This window comes from Pedobacter soli (genome assembly GCF_900101435.1).
Lineage (GTDB): Bacteria > Bacteroidota > Bacteroidia > Sphingobacteriales > Sphingobacteriaceae > Pedobacter > Pedobacter soli.
Genome location: NZ_FMZH01000002.1, coordinates 97,650 through 115,204, shown reverse-complemented (window position 1 = coordinate 115,204; position 17,555 = coordinate 97,650). Strand labels below are relative to the sequence as shown.

The 17,555-nt window shown below is 40.3% G+C and carries 19 protein-coding genes and 1 tRNA gene; 12 read left to right on the top strand and 8 right to left on the bottom strand.

Annotated features, from left to right (window positions below; translation table 11 throughout):
* The first annotated feature begins 7 nt into the window (after window positions 1-7).
* Window positions 8-631 (top strand): HAD family hydrolase, encoded by a 624-nt coding sequence (locus tag BLR37_RS04435; protein WP_090765141.1) that lies wholly within the window; start codon window positions 8-10, stop codon window positions 629-631.
* A gap of 47 nt (window positions 632-678) precedes the next feature.
* Here the strand turns inward: BLR37_RS04435 and BLR37_RS04430 are convergent, their stop codons facing one another.
* Window positions 679-2,367, bottom strand: coding sequence for a DUF6600 domain-containing protein (locus tag BLR37_RS04430; protein ID WP_090765138.1), 1,689 nt, complete (start codon window positions 2,365-2,367; stop codon window positions 679-681).
* A 279-nt stretch (window positions 2,368-2,646) separates the two neighbouring features.
* Here BLR37_RS04430 and BLR37_RS04425 point away from each other — a divergent pair, with 279 nt between their 5' ends.
* Window positions 2,647-3,348, top strand: coding sequence for an SAM-dependent methyltransferase (locus BLR37_RS04425; RefSeq protein WP_090765135.1), 702 nt, complete (start codon window positions 2,647-2,649; stop codon window positions 3,346-3,348).
* 250 nt (window positions 3,349-3,598) lie between these two features.
* Window positions 3,599-3,778, top strand: a complete 180-nt coding sequence (locus tag BLR37_RS04420) for a hypothetical protein (RefSeq protein ID WP_090765130.1) — start codon at window positions 3,599-3,601, stop codon at window positions 3,776-3,778.
* Window positions 3,779-3,852: 74 nt separating this feature from the next.
* Here BLR37_RS04420 and BLR37_RS04415 read toward each other — a convergent pair whose 3' ends face one another.
* A complete protein-coding gene (locus tag BLR37_RS04415) occupies window positions 3,853-4,377 on the bottom strand; it encodes a DinB family protein (RefSeq protein WP_208599597.1) in 525 nt (174 codons plus the stop codon).
* A gap of 320 nt (window positions 4,378-4,697) precedes the next feature.
* On the opposite strand from BLR37_RS04415, the gene BLR37_RS04410 reads away from it, so the two are divergent.
* A complete protein-coding gene (locus tag BLR37_RS04410; RefSeq protein WP_090765125.1) occupies window positions 4,698-5,459 on the top strand; it encodes a M57 family metalloprotease in 762 nt (253 codons plus the stop codon).
* A 78-nt stretch (window positions 5,460-5,537) separates the two neighbouring features.
* On the opposite strand, the gene BLR37_RS04405 is transcribed toward BLR37_RS04410, so the two are convergent.
* The gene (locus BLR37_RS04405; RefSeq protein ID WP_090765122.1) at window positions 5,538-6,209 is read right to left on the bottom strand and encodes an NAD-dependent epimerase/dehydratase family protein; all 672 of its coding nucleotides are present in this window, start codon (window positions 6,207-6,209) and stop codon (window positions 5,538-5,540) included.
* A 79-nt stretch (window positions 6,210-6,288) separates the two neighbouring features.
* Entirely contained in the window at window positions 6,289-8,424 is a 2,136-nt protein-coding gene (locus BLR37_RS04400) for a S9 family peptidase (protein ID WP_090766487.1), read from the bottom strand.
* Between the two features lie 224 nt (window positions 8,425-8,648).
* On the opposite strand from BLR37_RS04400, the gene BLR37_RS04395 reads away from it, so the two are divergent.
* From BLR37_RS04395 to BLR37_RS04365, 7 genes are all read left to right on the top strand, one after another.
* The gene (locus BLR37_RS04395) at window positions 8,649-9,221 is read left to right on the top strand and encodes a Crp/Fnr family transcriptional regulator (protein WP_090765118.1); all 573 of its coding nucleotides are present in this window, start codon (window positions 8,649-8,651) and stop codon (window positions 9,219-9,221) included.
* A 108-nt stretch (window positions 9,222-9,329) separates the two neighbouring features.
* On the top strand, window positions 9,330-9,866 hold the full coding sequence (locus BLR37_RS04390) for a YceI family protein (RefSeq protein WP_090765114.1): 537 nt from the start codon (window positions 9,330-9,332) through the stop codon (window positions 9,864-9,866).
* A gap of 28 nt (window positions 9,867-9,894) precedes the next feature.
* Window positions 9,895-10,113: a tautomerase family protein gene (locus BLR37_RS04385; RefSeq protein ID WP_090765111.1), complete on the top strand. Its 219-nt coding sequence runs from the start codon at window positions 9,895-9,897 to the stop codon at window positions 10,111-10,113.
* Window positions 10,114-10,117: 4 nt separating this feature from the next.
* Window positions 10,118-10,852, top strand: a complete 735-nt coding sequence (locus BLR37_RS04380; protein ID WP_090765109.1) for an SDR family NAD(P)-dependent oxidoreductase — start codon at window positions 10,118-10,120, stop codon at window positions 10,850-10,852.
* A 49-nt stretch (window positions 10,853-10,901) separates the two neighbouring features.
* Window positions 10,902-11,306, top strand: coding sequence for a nuclear transport factor 2 family protein (locus BLR37_RS04375; protein ID WP_208599596.1), 405 nt, complete (start codon window positions 10,902-10,904; stop codon window positions 11,304-11,306).
* Window positions 11,307-11,318: 12 nt separating this feature from the next.
* A complete protein-coding gene (locus BLR37_RS04370) occupies window positions 11,319-12,404 on the top strand; it encodes an NAD(P)H-dependent flavin oxidoreductase (RefSeq protein WP_090765103.1) in 1,086 nt (361 codons plus the stop codon).
* Window positions 12,405-12,579: 175 nt separating this feature from the next.
* Complete coding sequence (locus tag BLR37_RS04365; RefSeq protein WP_090765100.1) at window positions 12,580-13,293, top strand: hypothetical protein; 714 nt, start codon at window positions 12,580-12,582, stop codon at window positions 13,291-13,293.
* Between the two features lie 6 nt (window positions 13,294-13,299).
* On the opposite strand, the gene BLR37_RS04360 is transcribed toward BLR37_RS04365, so the two are convergent.
* Entirely contained in the window at window positions 13,300-14,043 is a 744-nt protein-coding gene (locus tag BLR37_RS04360) for an ankyrin repeat domain-containing protein (RefSeq protein WP_090765098.1), read from the bottom strand.
* A 256-nt stretch (window positions 14,044-14,299) separates the two neighbouring features.
* On the opposite strand from BLR37_RS04360, the gene BLR37_RS04355 reads away from it, so the two are divergent.
* Window positions 14,300-15,172: an alpha/beta fold hydrolase gene (locus BLR37_RS04355; protein WP_090765095.1), complete on the top strand. Its 873-nt coding sequence runs from the start codon at window positions 14,300-14,302 to the stop codon at window positions 15,170-15,172.
* Between the two features lie 80 nt (window positions 15,173-15,252).
* Here the strand turns inward: BLR37_RS04355 and BLR37_RS04350 are convergent.
* From BLR37_RS04350 to BLR37_RS04340, 3 genes are all read right to left on the bottom strand, one after another.
* Window positions 15,253-15,339: transfer RNA gene (locus tag BLR37_RS04350), tRNA-Ser, on the bottom strand.
* A gap of 86 nt (window positions 15,340-15,425) precedes the next feature.
* On the bottom strand, window positions 15,426-16,856 hold the full coding sequence (gene pyk / locus BLR37_RS04345) for a pyruvate kinase (RefSeq protein WP_039481053.1): 1,431 nt from the start codon (window positions 16,854-16,856) through the stop codon (window positions 15,426-15,428).
* 149 nt (window positions 16,857-17,005) lie between these two features.
* Window positions 17,006-17,425: an IPExxxVDY family protein gene (locus tag BLR37_RS04340; protein ID WP_090765092.1), complete on the bottom strand. Its 420-nt coding sequence runs from the start codon at window positions 17,423-17,425 to the stop codon at window positions 17,006-17,008.
* Window positions 17,426-17,555: the final 130 nt, after the last annotated feature.

The window sequence follows — 17,555 nt, the reverse complement described above, 5'->3', positions numbered from 1 at the left end:
ATCCACAATGAAAAGCATATTCTTTATAGATTTAGACAATACCATTTACTTTACCAAGCCAAACGAAGCACAGTTAATGGGCGAATTGTACCAGTTTTTAGAAAAACAGGATCTGGGAATTAGTAATGAAGCTTTTGCACTTGCCAAACAGGACATGTTGCGTACTCCTTTTCAAAAAGTGGCTAAAAAATATGGTTTCAGTGAAGAAGCGATGCCTGCCGTGCTGGCTTATTTACAGAACAGGGAAGTAACGCAACCCTTAAAACCTGCCGACGATTATCCCTGCATCAAAAATTTAAAAGGCCGGAAATTTATTGTAACCGCCGGTTTTACCAAACAACAAAATTCGAAAGTAAAAATGCTGGGTATTGCTGCCGATTTCGATTCTGTTTATGTAGTTGATGTATCGGTAAGCAATAAAAAGGAGGCCTTTCAGCAACTCATTGATAAACATAAGCTAAACAAAGCCGATATTTTAATTATTGGAGATGATGCCGAATCGGAAATTAAATTTGGTCTGGAGCTCGGTATCGATACTTTTTTGCTCGATCCTGAAAACCTGCATCCCGATGCGCCAAGTACTTTTCGGGGAATTAATCTGAGTAGTTTGCCGGCTGCTGCGGGGCAATGATTTGTAGACAAATAAAAAAGTCCCGGTTTGCACCGGGACTTTTAATGTTATCCTCTACCACCTCTTGATGGTCTTCCGCCTTCAGAACCGCTTCTTTCTCCGCCACCACCACGTTGTTGGGGAGCTTCCATTCTTCTTTGTTCCTGACGTTGTTGCATTTGCTGTTGTTGCTGTGCCCTTTGTTGTTGTACCTGAGCGTCACGCTGTGCACGTTCCTGCTGTTGCTGCTGTGCACGTTGTTGCTGCATCTGTGCATCTCGCTGAGCTCTTTCCTGCTGCTGTTGTGCACGCTGTTGCTGCATTTGCTCATTACGCTGTTGTTGCATCTGAGCATCGCGTTGTGTCCTTTCCTGCTGTTGTTGGGCACGTTGTTGTTGCATTTGCTCGTTACGTTGCTGCTGCATCTGAGCATCACGTTGCGTTCTTTCTTGTTGCTGCTGTGTACGTTGTTGCTGCATCTGCTCATTACGTTGCTGTTGCAATTGACCATCGCGCTGAGCACGCTCTTGCTGCTGTTGTTGTGCACGTTGTTGGTCAGCTTGTCCACGTTGTTGCATTTGTATATCACGCTGTGCGCGTTGCTGATCCTGACTCATACGGTCCTGATTACGCTGTTGACGCATCTGCTCAAAACGTTGTTGCTGCTCCTGACTTCTGTCTGGGTTAGACTGGCCATTTCTGCCATCTATGCCATTTGCACCATTTCTGCTTATCCTTCCGTTCCCATCTCTGTTGTAAGCTTCACCTCTGTTATTATTAGGCTGGTTATCCCTGCCAACATTGTTATCGTTGCGTCTATCAGGTTGTCCTATACGATTGTTATCATTTCTTGATCCAAAACGGTTGTCATTATTGTTGCCATTGCGTTGCTCACGGGTAGCATAACCTTCATTTCTACCGTTTCTGCTTATACCAGCATTGCCTTGCTCAAATCTTCTTGGCGCTGCACTGCGGTTATCAACCTGGTTACGTTCTGGTCTTGGCCTGTAAATAGATACTTCTCTGCCACCTACCCGGCTTGCACCCGGTCTGTTGCTTTGCGCATACCTGTAAACGGTTACATCGCGATTGGTTGCCCTTCTGATATCTTCAATCCTCGGACCACCGTAGTAACTTCTTCTGTTGTACACATAAGTGTTGTTAATGATTGTGGTGTTACGGATGTACACATTGTTACGGCCATAATCATAACGAGGGAAACTGCTGATATAAATATTACGTTGTGGAATAAAGTTCCAGCAGAACTCTGGCACTACATAACGGCGGCCAAAGCTTAAATGGATGCTAATGGTTGGCGCCATTGGTGCCCAGCCGTAATAACCATCTCCACTTCTCCAGTCAACCCATGCAGGTCCCCAGGTAGTATCTGGCAACCAGATCCATTGTCTGTAACTGTTAATTACCCAGCGGCCATAGTGGAAAGGTGCCCAGCCCCAATCGTAATTGGAAACCCAGGTATTACCGTATTCGGTCATTGCCCAGCGGCCATTGCTATAGTAAGGACGGAAATCGCTCTGATCTACATCCGGGCGCCAAACATAACCATATTGCGGGTCTTGTATCCAGGTGCCATAAGGCGAAAGCTCATCGTAGAAAGTTTGTAAAGAAATATTGCCAGTGCTATAACCATCATCCTGGTAATCGTCCTGGTAGTCTTGTGCCCTGACAAGGGTGGTGGTTCCGGCAAGGAGCCCAAAAAGCCCCAGCACAAGTGCCGTAAATTTCAGTGTTTTCATTTGTGTGTTTTATTTTAATAACCTAATGTGTGTGTATCAATTAGAGCACCAAAAATTCAGAAAGTTTAATATGCAAGCATAGTTTCGATGTTTTCCCTCAAATATTGCCCTAAAGGCCATATTTAACTCTTATTTAACGTTTTAAGCAAAGTTTAATTGTGCAGAAAAGAAGTCAGTTAGAAATAAAATTTGCTACACCTGTGTTTACAAAAGAGATTATATTGCAACTGTATTAAACTTTAAAACATAAATCCTATTTATTGTAAGTATTTTTGTAGCATGCAAAAAGGCACTTTATACCTTATTCCGGTACCGCTGGCTGAAGAGGTAGCACACAAAACTTTCACCCCTTATCTGGTTGATACGATTAACCAGATCGACACTTATATTGTAGAAAACAGCAAAACAGCCCGCCGCTTTTTAAAGGAAGCCGGATTGAAGACCCCGCAAAAGGACTTAATCGTTCATGATTATGGTAAACATAACCGCAATGATTTAGGGCAATTTTTTACAGAGCTTACGGCAGGTAAAGATGTTGGTTTAATGAGCGAAGCCGGTTGCCCGGGCATTGCCGATCCCGGAGCGGATATTGTTGCCGAAGCACACAAGCGTGGTATAAAAGTAGTACCATTGGTAGGGCCAAGTTCTATCTTGCTGGCGTTAATGGCATCAGGCTTTAACGGTCAAAGCTTTGCTTTTTGGGGATATTTGCCTATTGATAAAGAACAGCGAACCAAAAGGATTAAAGATTTAGATTTATCAGCGAGCCGTTATAAACAAACCCAGATTTTTATCGAAACACCTTTCCGCAATAACCAGTTGTTTGAAGAGGTTTTAAAAAGCTGCAAACCCAATACCCAGGTTTGTGTAGCCTGCAACCTGACTGGTGAAGATGAATTTATTAAAACCCAAAGCGTTTACAACTGGCGCAAAGAGGAAATAGATTTGCATAAAAAACCAACTATATTTTTGTTGTATTAGGTGGTTTAATCGTTCATTAGCCATTGGTTCATTGGTATTACAAACTGCCATTTGTAAACTGGTTAATTGTTTAAATTGGTTAACCGACTCAAAAGGCAGTCACCTAACTCTAAACTTATATTTAGTTTATTGGAAAACTGCATATTGACAAACCGGCTGAAAGCATTTCTCTAAAAAAACAAAACATATTGAAAGCCCTGCGGTTGTTATAGTAGCGCTCTTCAATATGGTTACACTAAATTTTAGAGTTATGAAAAACACGGGCACACCAAAAAACAACCCGACGGTACAGGGAAGTTCAATCGCCGACAGGGCTAATCACGATGTTAAAACCGATAAAAAAATACAGGGAATAACCAATGGTGGTGGTCAAAGGTCTGATCAGACTTCCAATAAAGACAACCAGCGAAAGTACGACAACAAGAAATAAAAAAATGCGGATGATCTTCAAATCATCCGCATTTTTTTATCACTAATCTATTTTTCTGACAGAACAAAAATGCCTTATTTGGCCATCACATTATAAAAATTATAATCCGTCATAGGTGCACCGGTAATGCCTAAATTGTGGCATATGGTTATAATCTGTCCACGATGGTAAGTACTGTGGTTAAACACATGCATTACATATTCAAAGTTCTGAAAATCGCTGGTAAACCAGGGGCTCTGAATTGGTGTATTTTCCTCAAGCCTGCTTTCGCTTAATGCGGTAACGTACACCGCCAGATTTTCCGACTGTTTTAGCAAATCATCAAAGACATTATCCAGACTTCCATACTCGCGAAATTCAAATTCGGTTTTACTTAAAATTGAATACCAATACTCCTGCGTTTGTAAGATATGGGCTAAGGTTAATTTTACACTTTTAAAGCTCGATAAAACTTCTTGTTCCAGTAAATGTTCCGGATGGTTTTTTAACCAGTTTACCAGGGCTAAATTGGCCCAGAAATTATAGTTAGCATAATTTTTCATTAAATAAACAAGAGAAGTTTCTTCTTTTGTTTCAGCGAATAATGGTTCTTGTATCATATCTTTTTGCTTTAGTTACACAAAGAAACTACACCCCACTGACAACCCTATGGCAGTGTAGTTTTTACACAAAAAATATTTTTGAAAATTATTTACCAGCCTGTAAAAATCTTTTAAAGAAGTCTTCAAAAACAATATAAACATACAAAATATAAGGCATTAAAAATATACTTGTGTAAATTTTAAAATACAATAACGATTTTAACCTAGCTACAGCACAGCAAGATTCAGTTTTCGTGTAAAATTCTGTCACAGTCAAATTCCAATGTAACAAGTTGTGTTACATTTGTTTTGTTACCGAAACAACTAACTTATTATTTATGAAAAAATTAATTCAAACTATCGCTGTGGCAGCGATGATGACCCTTGTAATCGTATCGTGTAAAAAAAACCAGGAAACGATAACCGACGAACCACAGGCAACCGTAAAAAATGCCGACAAAGTTTTGCAATACATTAAAGATCTGGGCTTCCCGGCCGAAAGTATTGTAGATAACGGAAGCGAATTTGTGGTGGAAGAAGATATCCTGTTTCCGAAAGATATGGTAGTCCCTTTTGTTACTGAAGGGCCAAAAACGGAGCAATATTACACAGGGAGCATTGTTAACAGCACCAAAAAGCTAAACATCAGGGTTTTTATAGATCCTTCTATGACCTCAATGACCAGCGAAATTAACAGTGGTATTGCCCAATGGAATGCAGTACCGAACTCTACACTCCGCTTTAATGTGGTAACCGCAGCTCCTTACGATATCCTGATTAAAGATGAAAATTTAGGATCGGGCACCTGTGGCCAGGGTCAATTTCCATCAGGTGGAAGTGCTGGTGCTTTAATTAAAATCAACAAAAGTTACATTGCCGGCAATTCATTTGCACAACGTGCCAGAACGATTTGTCATGAATTTGGCCATTGCATCTCATTCAGGCACACCAACTGGGCTGCACGTGGCGAATCGACAGCTACAAATGTACCTGGAGTTACCGGAACAGATGCTTTATCGCTCATGAACGGTGGCCAGTGTAATTCTGGTGCAACGGTATTATCACAAAAAGATAAAGATGCTACGGCAGCTTTATATTAAAATATTTTTCAGATCAATTATTAACCTAATCCAGTTTGGGTAACAAGATAAGCTCGGGCTGCCAACTGGCGCCCGAGCTTATGCTTTTGCCAAAGCAATAATATCTTTCCCTTCCAAAACCCGCCTTTGGTTATGCTGCTTAAGAGTATGAATCATGGCATCGCTTAATTCGGCCATGGTACAGAAACCACCCGGATAAACTGCCCTCCCAATGGGAAATAGCCAGTTAATGTATTTGTAAAATTTATGCGCATATTTTTGACCGGGCAGAGGTTTAATAAAACCCGGGCGAAAATTAAAAACCTGTTGAAAAGGTAATTTCTTCAAATCGTTTTCAGTTTTACCCTTTACCTGTGCCCATTTTAAGCGGCTGTTTTCATCAGTACCGCCCCCAGATACATAGCAAAAAGTCATGCCGCTATTCAACCTGCTCAATGTTTCGGCCACATGCATGGTTAAAGTATAGGTCATTTTATAATATACCTCGCTATCAACCCCCACCGAACTTATACCCAGACAAAAGAAACAGGCATGATAGCCCGATAGCTGGCTTTCGATGGTTGAAAAGTCAAAAAAGTCGGTATGGATAATTTCTTTAAGTTTAGGGTGCGTATAACCACAGGGTTTTCTGTTAATCACCAAAACGGTATCGATCTCTTTGCTTTCCAGGCAACGCATTAAAACACCTTCGCCAACCATGCCCGTAGCGCCGGTAATAATCACATTGTGCTGATCTTTCGTTTTTTCCATGGTCTAGGCCTTTTTATTTATAACCTAAAATACGTGTTTATTTAAACAAAAAGAGCAGCTAAATAGCTGCTCTTCAAAATTATCTGTTCACTGAACCTTGCATCGGGTAATCTTTTGGTGTTTCAGCACCTAAAAGATGCTGTACAAAATAATCCCAGCGGCGACGCATCATGTAAGGCGAATAAGCCCCATAACCGTGTGCGCTGTTTGGAAAAATAACCAGATCGAAAGATTTATTAGCCTTTTCTAAAGCCTCTACAACCAATAACGTATTATAAGGTGGTACGTTATCGTCCATCATACCGTGTACCAGCATTAATTTACCTTTTAAGTTTTTTGCATAGTTCTGGTTAGCCTGTGCTTCATAATCCGAATTTTCTACCAAACCGTTATAACGTTCGCCCCAATCATCCTCATAGTTTCTGTTATCATGGTTACCTGATTCGGCAATACCCACTTTAAAGAAATCGGGGTAACGGAACATGGCTGCAGCAGTGGCAAAACCACCGCCTGAATGGCCCCAAATACCTACCTTAGTAGTATCCATAGGATATTTGGCAGAAAGCTGACGAATAGCTGCAATCTGATCTGGCAAAGTATTTTCGGCCATGTTACCATAGCTCATATCGTGAAAGCTTTTAGAACGATCTGGATTACTGGTTCCTTCCATTACCACTACAATAAATCCCAGTTCGGCTAATGCCTGGTTATCTCCACGTGAGGCTGAAAATGCCCAGCTGCCCACACTTCCGCCCTGCGGACCTGGATAAATATAATCGATAACCGGGTATTTTTTAGTTGCATCCATTTGGGTTGGCGTAAATACCAAACCATAAATATCGGTTTTACCGTCTTTAGCTTTAACCGAAACCGGTGTTGGTGCTTTCCATCCGGTGGCCGATAAACGCGAAACATCTGTTTTTTCTAAATTCTGAATCAGATTGCCTTTAATACTCCGCAATACGGTAACCGCTGGCACATTGGGCTGCGAATAACTATCAATAAAATACTCGAATGATGGGGAAAAAGTAACCTGGTGATTGCCTTCTTCAGGTGTTAACGATACCAGGTTTTTACCATCGAAACCAATTTTATATAAATGGCTGAAGTAAGGATTACCTGCTTCACGACCATTAGCAAAGAAATAGAGCGTACGGTTTTTTTCATCAACCTTAACCAGGCGGCTAACCACCCAGTTTCCTTTGGTAATCTGGTTTTTCACTTTTCCAGTTGTTGCATCGTACAAATACAGATGTCCCCAGTTATCGCGCTCCGAATACCAGATAATTTCTTTAGAAGCAGGTAAGTAACGCCAGTTAATGGCTCCTTGCCCTGATTCATATTGCGTTTTTACGGTTTCTTCGAAAACTTCGCGAACAGCTCCGGTTGTTGCATTGGCAATGCGGAATTTTTCCTGTTTATGATCGCGCGAGGTAGACAAAAAAGCCACTTCCGAACCATCGGCCTTCCAGTCGATATCATCAAAAGTACCACTGCTCGAAATGTCGTCACTTAAAGTTGCACGGTGCGGATCGGCAGGAATAGCTAAAGACACTACTTTAGGGTTTTCTACATCAATTACCACACGTCTGATGGTAGCAATTTGTTTATCGCCAGGTAAAGGATACTTCCAGGCTTTTAAAACAGGTGCGCCCACATTGGTAGTTACCAAATACATATCTTTAGAATTCCTTTGATCTTGTTGAAAGGTGGCTATTTTTTTCGAATCCGGCGACCAGCGCAAAATCGGGGCATCGCTATGCTTCCAACCCGCGTTATCAGTGGCGTAGCCATAATCTTTAACACCATCAGTAGTGAGCTGGGTTAATTGGCCTGAGGCAATATCTTTTACAAAAAGATTGTAGTCTTTTATCAGAATGGATTTTTTACCATCTGGTGATACCACTTCGTTGCGGCCCCTATACATTCGTGCAGGTAAAGCAGGAGGATTTTTATACTCAGTGGTTAAGGTTTTGGTTTTCTTTACCGGATCGACCAGAAAGGTTTGCTCAGTACTTTGGTTTTTTGTGGTGTACCAAAATTTATCGCCCTCAAGCCAGTTGGGCTGTACACTGGCATGATCGATGTACTTTGCGGTGTTATAGCCCATAAAACTTTCCGCCCTTTGGTAATCTGCAACGGTTAAAGCTTTTTGCTGAGCATTTGCCGCAATGGCTAAAGTACAAGCCGTTACGGTAAGCCAATTTTTATTCATAATATGTTGTTGGTTAATCTCGGCGATAAAAATAAGACTGTTTTGGCACATAAATGGTATTAAAGCTGATACAAATTTTGATCAGATGAGTATCTTAATGAATCAGCGTGATTATTATCTAAGTTTAAGATTTTGCCTTTAGGTGTTGCGATGCACACAATGTGAATTGTTAAAACTGCATTATTTTTCTAATTTTATTTTCACTTATTCCAAATAACAGCACCATGTCAGCTAAAGAAATTCTTCAAAATTATGTTGCCAAAACTATTTCTTTAACGGATGAGCAGTTCGACTATTTTTTTTCTCATTTTAAGCCACAATCTTTCAAAAAAGGCCAGGCGATTATTACTGCCGGCGACCGGGTAAACTGCGAGTACTTTGTCACTTCTGGCTGTTTAAAGGCTTTTTACATTAACGACGATCTGAAGATGTTTATCCTTCAGTTTGCTATGCCTACCTGGTGGGCTTCAGATTTCGACGCGCTGTATAGTGGAAATGTAGCTACGATTGGCCTGGATTGCATTACGGATGCTGAAGTGTTGTGTTTGACCAATGCCGACCGCGAAAAACTTTGCAAAGAAATACATGCCATTGAACATTTTTTCAGGTGGCGTACCAATAAGGGATATGTGGCTTCGCAAAAAAGGCTGCTTTCTTTCATGAACAACGATACCAAACACCGGTACGAAGAATTATTGGCGCAGTATCCCGAATTGTACAACCTGGTACCCAAACAATTAATTGCAGCTTATTTAGGTGTATCGCGCGAAACCTTAAGCCGCCTCTATAATTCATAAAGTGACCTACATCACATAAAACCAGTGCTTAGGCTAATGTGACTTACATCACGGAGCCAGCCCGCATATCCTTTCCATATTTGTACTGTTAATTTAAAACAACAAAAAATGGAAACAACAAATTTTAACGTTAATGGCGCTCAGAGCGAAATTAACTGGATAGGCCGCAAAGTAACTGGTGCACACAATGGAACAATCGCAATCAAATCTGGCGAACTTGTATTGAGCAACAATAAACTTACCGGTGGTAAATTTACGATCGATACTACTTCAATTATTATTCTGGATGTAACAGATGAAGGCACCAACGCACAATTTGCCGGACACCTGGCATCAGACGATTTCTTCTCATCGGAAAAACACCCTGAAGCATTTTTTACTATTACTGCAGTAGAAGCCATAGATAACAGCAACTACAACATTACCGGCGATTTAACAATTAAAGACATCACTAACGAAGTAAGTTTTGTTGCTAAAGTCGATTTAAACAACGATAAACTAATCGCCAGTGGCAAAATTGTTATCGACAGGACAAAATACAACATGAAATTCCGTTCTGGTAATTTCTTTCAGAATTTAGGCGATACACTGATCTATAATGATTTTGATTTAAATGTTGATCTCGCTGCCGAGCTTGCAGCTTAAGGATTGTTAAACTTAAAAAAACAAAGTCATGCCATACGTAAAAATAGAAGTAACACGCGAAGGTGTTACCCGCGAACAAAAGCAAACCTTGATTAAAGGGACTACCGATTTAATTAGTGATACCCTGAACAAAGATCCGCACCTTACCCACATTGTTATCCAGGAAATTGAGCTGGACGACTGGGGTTATGCCGGAGAACAAGTATCAGTTTTAAGGGAAAAAGGCATTACAGCCAATAAAAAATAAAGCCATGAAAAAGCAAACCATCATTGTTACCGGTGCATCATCAGGCATTGGTAAAGCAGTAGCCCGTTTATTTGTCGAAAAAGGCCATAATGTGATCTTGAATTCGACAACTGCCGAAAAACTGGAACAAGTCTATCAGGAACTTGGCGCCGGCGAAAATATAGCCATGGTAGCCGGAAATGTAAGCGATAAAAGCACAGGAGCGCGTTTACTGGAAGTAGCCTTAGCCAGGTTTGGCTCGGTAGATGTGCTGGTTAATAATGCCGGAATATATGAAACAAAACCGTTTTTAGAAGTAGACGAAGCTTACCTCAACCGGTTCTTAAACACCAATTTTAAAGGCACTTATTTTACCACACAAAGCATTATCCCACAAATGTTAAAGCAAAACAGTGGCGTGGTAATTAACATTGGTACGCCATTAGTATATCATGCTTTAGGCGGTGCACCAAGTACAGCGCCCATATCCAGCAAAGGGGCCATCCACGCATTAACCCTGCAACTCGCTGCCGAATTTGGTACACGTAACATCAGGGTAAACACCATTGCACCAGGAGTAATCCGCACGCCCATGCATGCAGGAGAAGATGATAAAAGTGCAGGACTGCATTTGCTCAATCGTGTAGGCGAAGTAGCAGACGTGGCAGAAATGGTGTACACGGTGGCCAAAAGTAATTTCATTAGCGGCGCTATTATCAATGTAGATGGCGGAATGGGTGCCGGCCACAATTTGAATTAAATTGAGAGGTTTTATTTTAATGGCTTTCTTGTTTTGCATATCGTTAAGCTTGAAAGCACAACAGACAGAAAAAATGGAAAATAACCAGCAAAGCAAGATGGCCATTACACAGGCACTTGAAGATTATTATTTTAAAGGCATTTATGAAGGTGATATTAGCCGGCTTAAACAAATTTTTCACCCGGATACGTATCTTTATGGGGATATAAAAGGGCAACCCTATGCCAAAACACTGGCAGTGTACCTTGATGGCGTTGCTAACCGGCAAAGCCCAAAAGATAGCGGTAAACCTTTTAAGGGAAGCATTATTTCGATAGATGTGATTAATTCTATCGCTATAGCCAAAGCGCAGGTGCAGATGTACGAATTTGTTTATGTCGATTTATTATCATTTCACCAGATAAACGGCAAATGGTTTATTGTTAACAAAATGCTCAGCGATATAGCTGAATAAAAGTAAAACACGATGTGGTACGAGAACAAAGTTAGCCAGTTGTTGGGTATTCAATACCCGATATTGCAGGGACCTTTTGGAGGCAATCTCTCATCAGTGGAGTTGGTGGCAGCCGTATCAAATGCAGGTGGATTGGGCGGATATGGGGCCTACACCTTAAACCCCAATGAAATAGTCGCGGTACACCAGCAAATATCAGCCGCTACCAACAAACCATACAACCTCAACCTGTGGGTATCGGATAATGATCTCGCAGAAACTGATACAGACCAGCAATTTGAAAAAACGAGTGCGCTGTTTAAGCCTTATTTTGATGAGTTGAATATACCACTTCCACCAAAACCAGCTCCTTTTAGCTCTCGTTTCGAAAACCAGCTTCAGGTAGTGCTTGATCTCAAACCCAAAGTATTTAGTTTTATGTTTGGTGCCCTACCGGCCGATGTGCTGGAGGAGTGCAAAAAACGTGGAATTATTACCGTTGGAGCGGCAACTACTTTAGATGAAGCAATATTTTTAGCCGATACAGGCGTAGATATGATTATTGCTTCCGGTTTCGAAGCTGGTGGTCACCGGCCTTCTTTTTTAGACAGGTCAGAAAATTCGATTACCGGAACCTTTGTACTTTTACAGCTCATTAAAGAAAAAGTAAAAATACCTGTGATCGCTGCCGGCGGCATAGCCACTGGTAAAGGGATTGCTGCTGCACTTACCCTGGGTGCCGATGCGGCACAGATTGGCACGGCTTTCCTGGCCTGTAATGAATCGAATGCGCTACCCATCCACAAAGAAATGCTTTTCTCAGATGCGGCAAGATATACCAAATTATCGCGCGCATTTACCGGGCGCTTGGGTCGAGGTATTACCACCCGCATAGCCAGCGAACAAACCGGCAATGAGGCTGGTTTTTTACCCTTTCCTTTACAAACAACTTTTATTTCGCCTTTGCGAAAAGCAGCCATTGAACAGCAAAAATGGGATATGGTAATGTTCTGGAGCGGGCAAATAGCGCCAATTTTAAAACACAGAGAAGCTAAAATACTGATGGAAGCATTGGTAACAGAAACCACTGCTTATTTCGAAAACCTTAAAACGGGATAATAACATTAGCACCAAACATATAAAGGCTATACAAAGCGCTGAAGAAAGTATTAAAATCTGCGCTTTGTATAGCCTGTTTTTCTAGTGGCCGACGATGGTTTAGCGACAGTAAATTTGGTATTATCATTCACTTTATTAACTTTGAATTACAAAGCACTTTTAAATACACCAAATCATGAAACTACTCGTTCAACTACAGCAATTTCAGGAAGAAGCCCGTTACAATATCTGGTTTCGCATTTTTACTGTTTTTTGCCGTGTAGCGCTCGCGGCTAGTTTTATTCCGTCAGGCATTGTGAAAATTATGGGTGAAAGATTTACCGCACTGCCTCCCAATAACCCATTGGGCCATTATTTTGATGCGCTTCATCTCACAGGCTATTATTATACCTTTATCGGCATTGCTCAGCTCTGTATAGCTTTGCTCCTGCTCATTCCACGAACGGCTTTTGTTGGTGCTTTGGCCTACTTCCCGGTAATTATTAATATTTGTGTTTTAACCTATGCCACCCGGTTTGAAGGTACACGGATTGTTACCCTGATGGTACTGGCTGATCTTTACTTGTTGTTTTGGGATTATAAGCGTTTAAAAGCGATTGTATGGTCGGCGGGTTTACCTAAAGCCCCTTTGAGTAAAAAGTTCCCCTTCGCCTTTGCAGGATTCGTGATTGCTGCCATTGCCGCTGTGGTACTCAGCAATCAATTTCTGTACGAAATAAGACCCGGCAATTCTATGGCAGAATGCAAAAATCAAAGTGCCGGAGGTAAAAACCCTAAAGGCTGCGCTATATTTTGCGATTGTATTTACCAAAAGGGTTTACCACTTGATAGCTGCCTGAAGGAATATGCAAAAACGAAGGCTTCGGGCAAAGCCGATAAATCGCATTAAAATTGATTATGAGCTTAAGTAACGGTTTGGAATATTCTTTGGCTCGTAACTAATCCCGTACCGGGCATGAAATAAAAGCGAAATAATTTTATAGGTATCCTGCTCGGTCCTTTGAAACTGAGGCAGCAATCCCATCATGGCATAACTTAAGGGATTTACCGCCGGAATAAAAGTTTCCCATTCGTAACCTTTGCCCCAAATTAATCCCTTAATTGTTAATGAGAGGTTACATGAACGCTCCAGTAGCAAATGTGCTACCTCCAAGCCATAAGCCCGGTGCTGATTTACTGTATGAAATATTGGCGTTTGACCTCCAAAACCAAAATCATCTACACCAGCTTTAGCATTGATGTCGGCTCCGCTTTCAATTAAAAGTTTCGCGCACGCAACCTGATTAAATTCAGCACATATGTGCAATAAAGTTACCTCGAATAATGGCGTAAAAGCACAACGCAAGGTATATTTCCGATTAATAATTGCCGGATTATCCATCAAGCAATCTGCTAGCCTGGCCTGTTCATCAAGCAAAACGGCTAGCAAGGCCTCATCATCGAAATTTAGGCCCTGATCTACAAATGCTTTTACACAATCTTTAAATCTGGAAGTTCTGCCGTATTCGCTCGTCAACTCATAAATAAGCGGAACATTATTGTAAAGATCATTCGGATTAACGCCGTTACTCAAGCATTCGATAATACCTTCAACGTCGTGCGCTTCAATTTCACCAATAATTCTTTTCAAATAATCCACCTCTTTAATATTATGTTGTGATCAAATCTATTCACACTTGCATTAACCTAATATAAGAAATATGAAAAGCATTTTTGCTTTATGGATAGGAAATTTGATACCGGTAGCATTGTTTTTTTCAGTACAAAACCAACGATCTACATAAAATTATTTGTCGGAATCCGCCCCTAAATTGTCCTTTTTGCACCACCTATAATCATCAAATGTTGCTGAACTTTATATTATCATTAACAATCAAACTAAACCTGCAACTTTTATGAAAAACAGACTAAAACCAGGAAATCTTATTAAATTATTCCTCCTAATTGCAATTATTATGGCTGCAGCTAAATCCAATGCGCAACAAATTAAACCCACCAGCAGCGGCTATGCAACTGCTAATGGCACCAAAGTTTATTACGAAGTATACGGCGAGGGTAAACCAATTGTTTTACTGCATGGTGCTTATTATACCATCGAAATGAATTGGGCACAATTGATACCTGAACTGGCAAAAACAAGAAAGGTAATAGCCTTAGAATTGCAAGGACATGGGCACACGCCCTATTCAGATCGGAAGTTATCAAGGGCAACTTTAGCCAGCGACGTGGAGCAAGTGATGAATTACCTAAAAATTGACAGTGCTGATGTAGCTGGATACAGTTTTGGTGGCCAGATTGCCTATCAGTTTGCAATACAAAGTCCTAAACGGTTGAGAAAATTAGTTATCATTTCTGCTGCCTACAAAACTGAAGGCTGGGTGCCTGAAGTAAGCAATGTATTTAAAATAATGAAACCAGAATTTTTAGCAAATTCGCCTATGCAAGTGGCCTACAATGCTGTAGCACCAGATAAAACAAAGTGGACAAAGTTTGTGGAGCAAATGATTGCCTCAGCTGGCGAGCCATTTAATTTGGGCGATGAAAATATTGCGAAAATCACTGCTCCCGTGTTAATCATATCAGGCGACAATGATGGTATGGATAAAATTGAACTGGCAAAAACATATAAATTGTTGGGAGGTGGCGTTGCAGCAGATATGCAACCAATGCCCAAATCGCACCTGGCCATTGTTCCCAATCAAACACATGTGAGCCTGATGAAACAGACCAAAATAATATTTGAGTATTTAGATGCTTTTTTACAATAACCGGGCAAGAGAGTAATGTTAGATTCCCCTTGACAATCACAATAAAAAAAGCGCTGAAAATCAGCGCTTTTAATATTTCGCGGAGAGAGAGGGATTCGAACCCTCGATACCGTTGCCAGTATACAAACTTTCCAGGCTTGCTCTTTCGACCACTCAGACACCTCTCCGGTAAGGCTGCAAAAATATATTTTTTATTGGTAAAAAAAATGCTCCCGGAATAAATCGGGAGCATTTCTAAATAGATTAATCGCTATTAGTCTATAACAGTGATTTTTAACATATTGGTTTTACCTTTAGCTTCGATTGGAATAGCTGCAGTATTGATAATAATATCTCCTTGTTTAACCAGTTTTTTGCTTTTTAAGAATTCGTTCACCTCAATGATAGTGTTATCGGTACTTTCCCACTTATCGTAGTAGAAACCTCTTACACCCCAAAGTAAGCTTACCGCATTTAATAAAGCACGGTTGCTGGTAAAAATAAAGGTTAATGCTTCAGGGCGGTGGCTCGAAATTTCGAAAGCAGTATAACCGCTTAAAGTCATCGAAACAATACCTACTGCATTGGTTTGTTTAGCTAAGAAACAAGCCGAATCGCAAATTGCATCACTTAAGAAAGACTCTGATTTCGGTTTTAAAAATTTATCAGGATTGAAAGGATAATTGTTCTCTTCAATGTTCTGGATAATTTTTTGCATCGTTTCAATAACGATCAATGGAAACTCACCTACAGATGTTTCACCACTTAACATTACCGCATCGGCACCATCTAACACAGAGTTGGCAACGTCATTCACCTCAGCACGTGTAGGGCGAGGCGTAGTAATCATACTCTCTAACATCTGTGTAGCAACAATTACAGGTTTAGAAGCTGCTCTACATTTGGCAACAATCATTTTCTGTAATAATGGCACTTCTTCCATCGGACACTCAACACCCAAATCGCCACGGGCAACCATAATACCATCAGTTGCTGCAATAATCTCATCGATATTTGCGATTGCTTCAGGTTTTTCAATTTTGGCAATTACACGCGCAGATTTACCACGCTCGGCAATTATTTTTTTCAATTCGATAATATCTTCAGCTTTACGCACAAAAGATAAACCAACCCACTCTACATCGTTATCCAATACAAAATCAAGGTTCTCACGGTCTTCTGGTGTTAAAGAAGGAATAGAAACTTTAGTATTTGGCAGGTTTACGCCTTTTCTTGAAGTTAAAATACCACCGTGAACAATCTCGCATACAACTTCATCTTTCAGGTTGGTAGATAAAACTTTCATTTGAAGCTTTCCATCATCCAAAAGGATAATCTCGCCAGCCTGTACATCCTGAGGGAAGTTTTGGTAAGTGATATAAATTCTTTCTTCATTACCAATACATTCGTTGGTGGTAATTACGGTTGTTTTACCGTTGATGAGGTTAATACCACCTTCTTTTACCAAGCCAATACGGATTTTAGGCCCCTGTAAATCGGCAAGGATACCTACATTATAATCGTATTTTTTGTTTAAATCGCGGATGGTATCCAAAACCGCCTGATGATCGGCCTGCGATCCGTGCGAAAAGTTTAGACGGCAAACATCTAAACCTGCGTTAAACATACTATATAATACATCTGGTTTTGCCGATGCAGGCCCTAGTGTGGCTACAATTTTGGTTCTCGAATGAAAAGGTTTCATTTAATTAATTGATTTTAGGATGCGGTTTTAGAAAACGCAATTGTTTATCTAAAATAGACAAACCGCATTAAATTTTATATATTTTGTTTCTTTGTTCTTTGTTTGTAACCGTCAAATATAGTGTATTTTATACACCAAGTATATAATTTTTATATTACCAAATTCTCCTTACTCTTTAACTTAGTCGGATCTATCTTTGCAGCCACCTGTATATCAGGCAGTTTATTTAATCCATTTAACAGATAATCCAAATCTTCCTTATCTATAAATTCTTTAATAATGATGAAGAAATCGACCTTGTTCATCTCCGGAATTAAAAAACCATCGCTACTTCTGTTGCTGATCAGATAATATTCTACCTCGCCTTGCTCTACAAAAAAGTAATATTTAGAGAAACACCAGGCCGGTTCGTCAATATTAAAAAAAATTTCGTGGTCTTCTATCTTTTCAAATTGTGTGTTTAAACGGGTATTAATTTTGTGGCAAAGCACATAGTCTTTTAGGGGTGCAGTAATCGCAATTAGTATAAAATCAAGGTCTAAGGTAAGTTTTAGGTATGTTCTATTCAAAGCGAAATAATTAATTTACAGAACGAAATTAAAAAACTAATTCTATATTCGCTGTGTTATTGAGGTACCAAAATTACGTATCGAAATAAAAACATTTGAAAATTGTAAGAATTTATTTTTCTTTGCACAG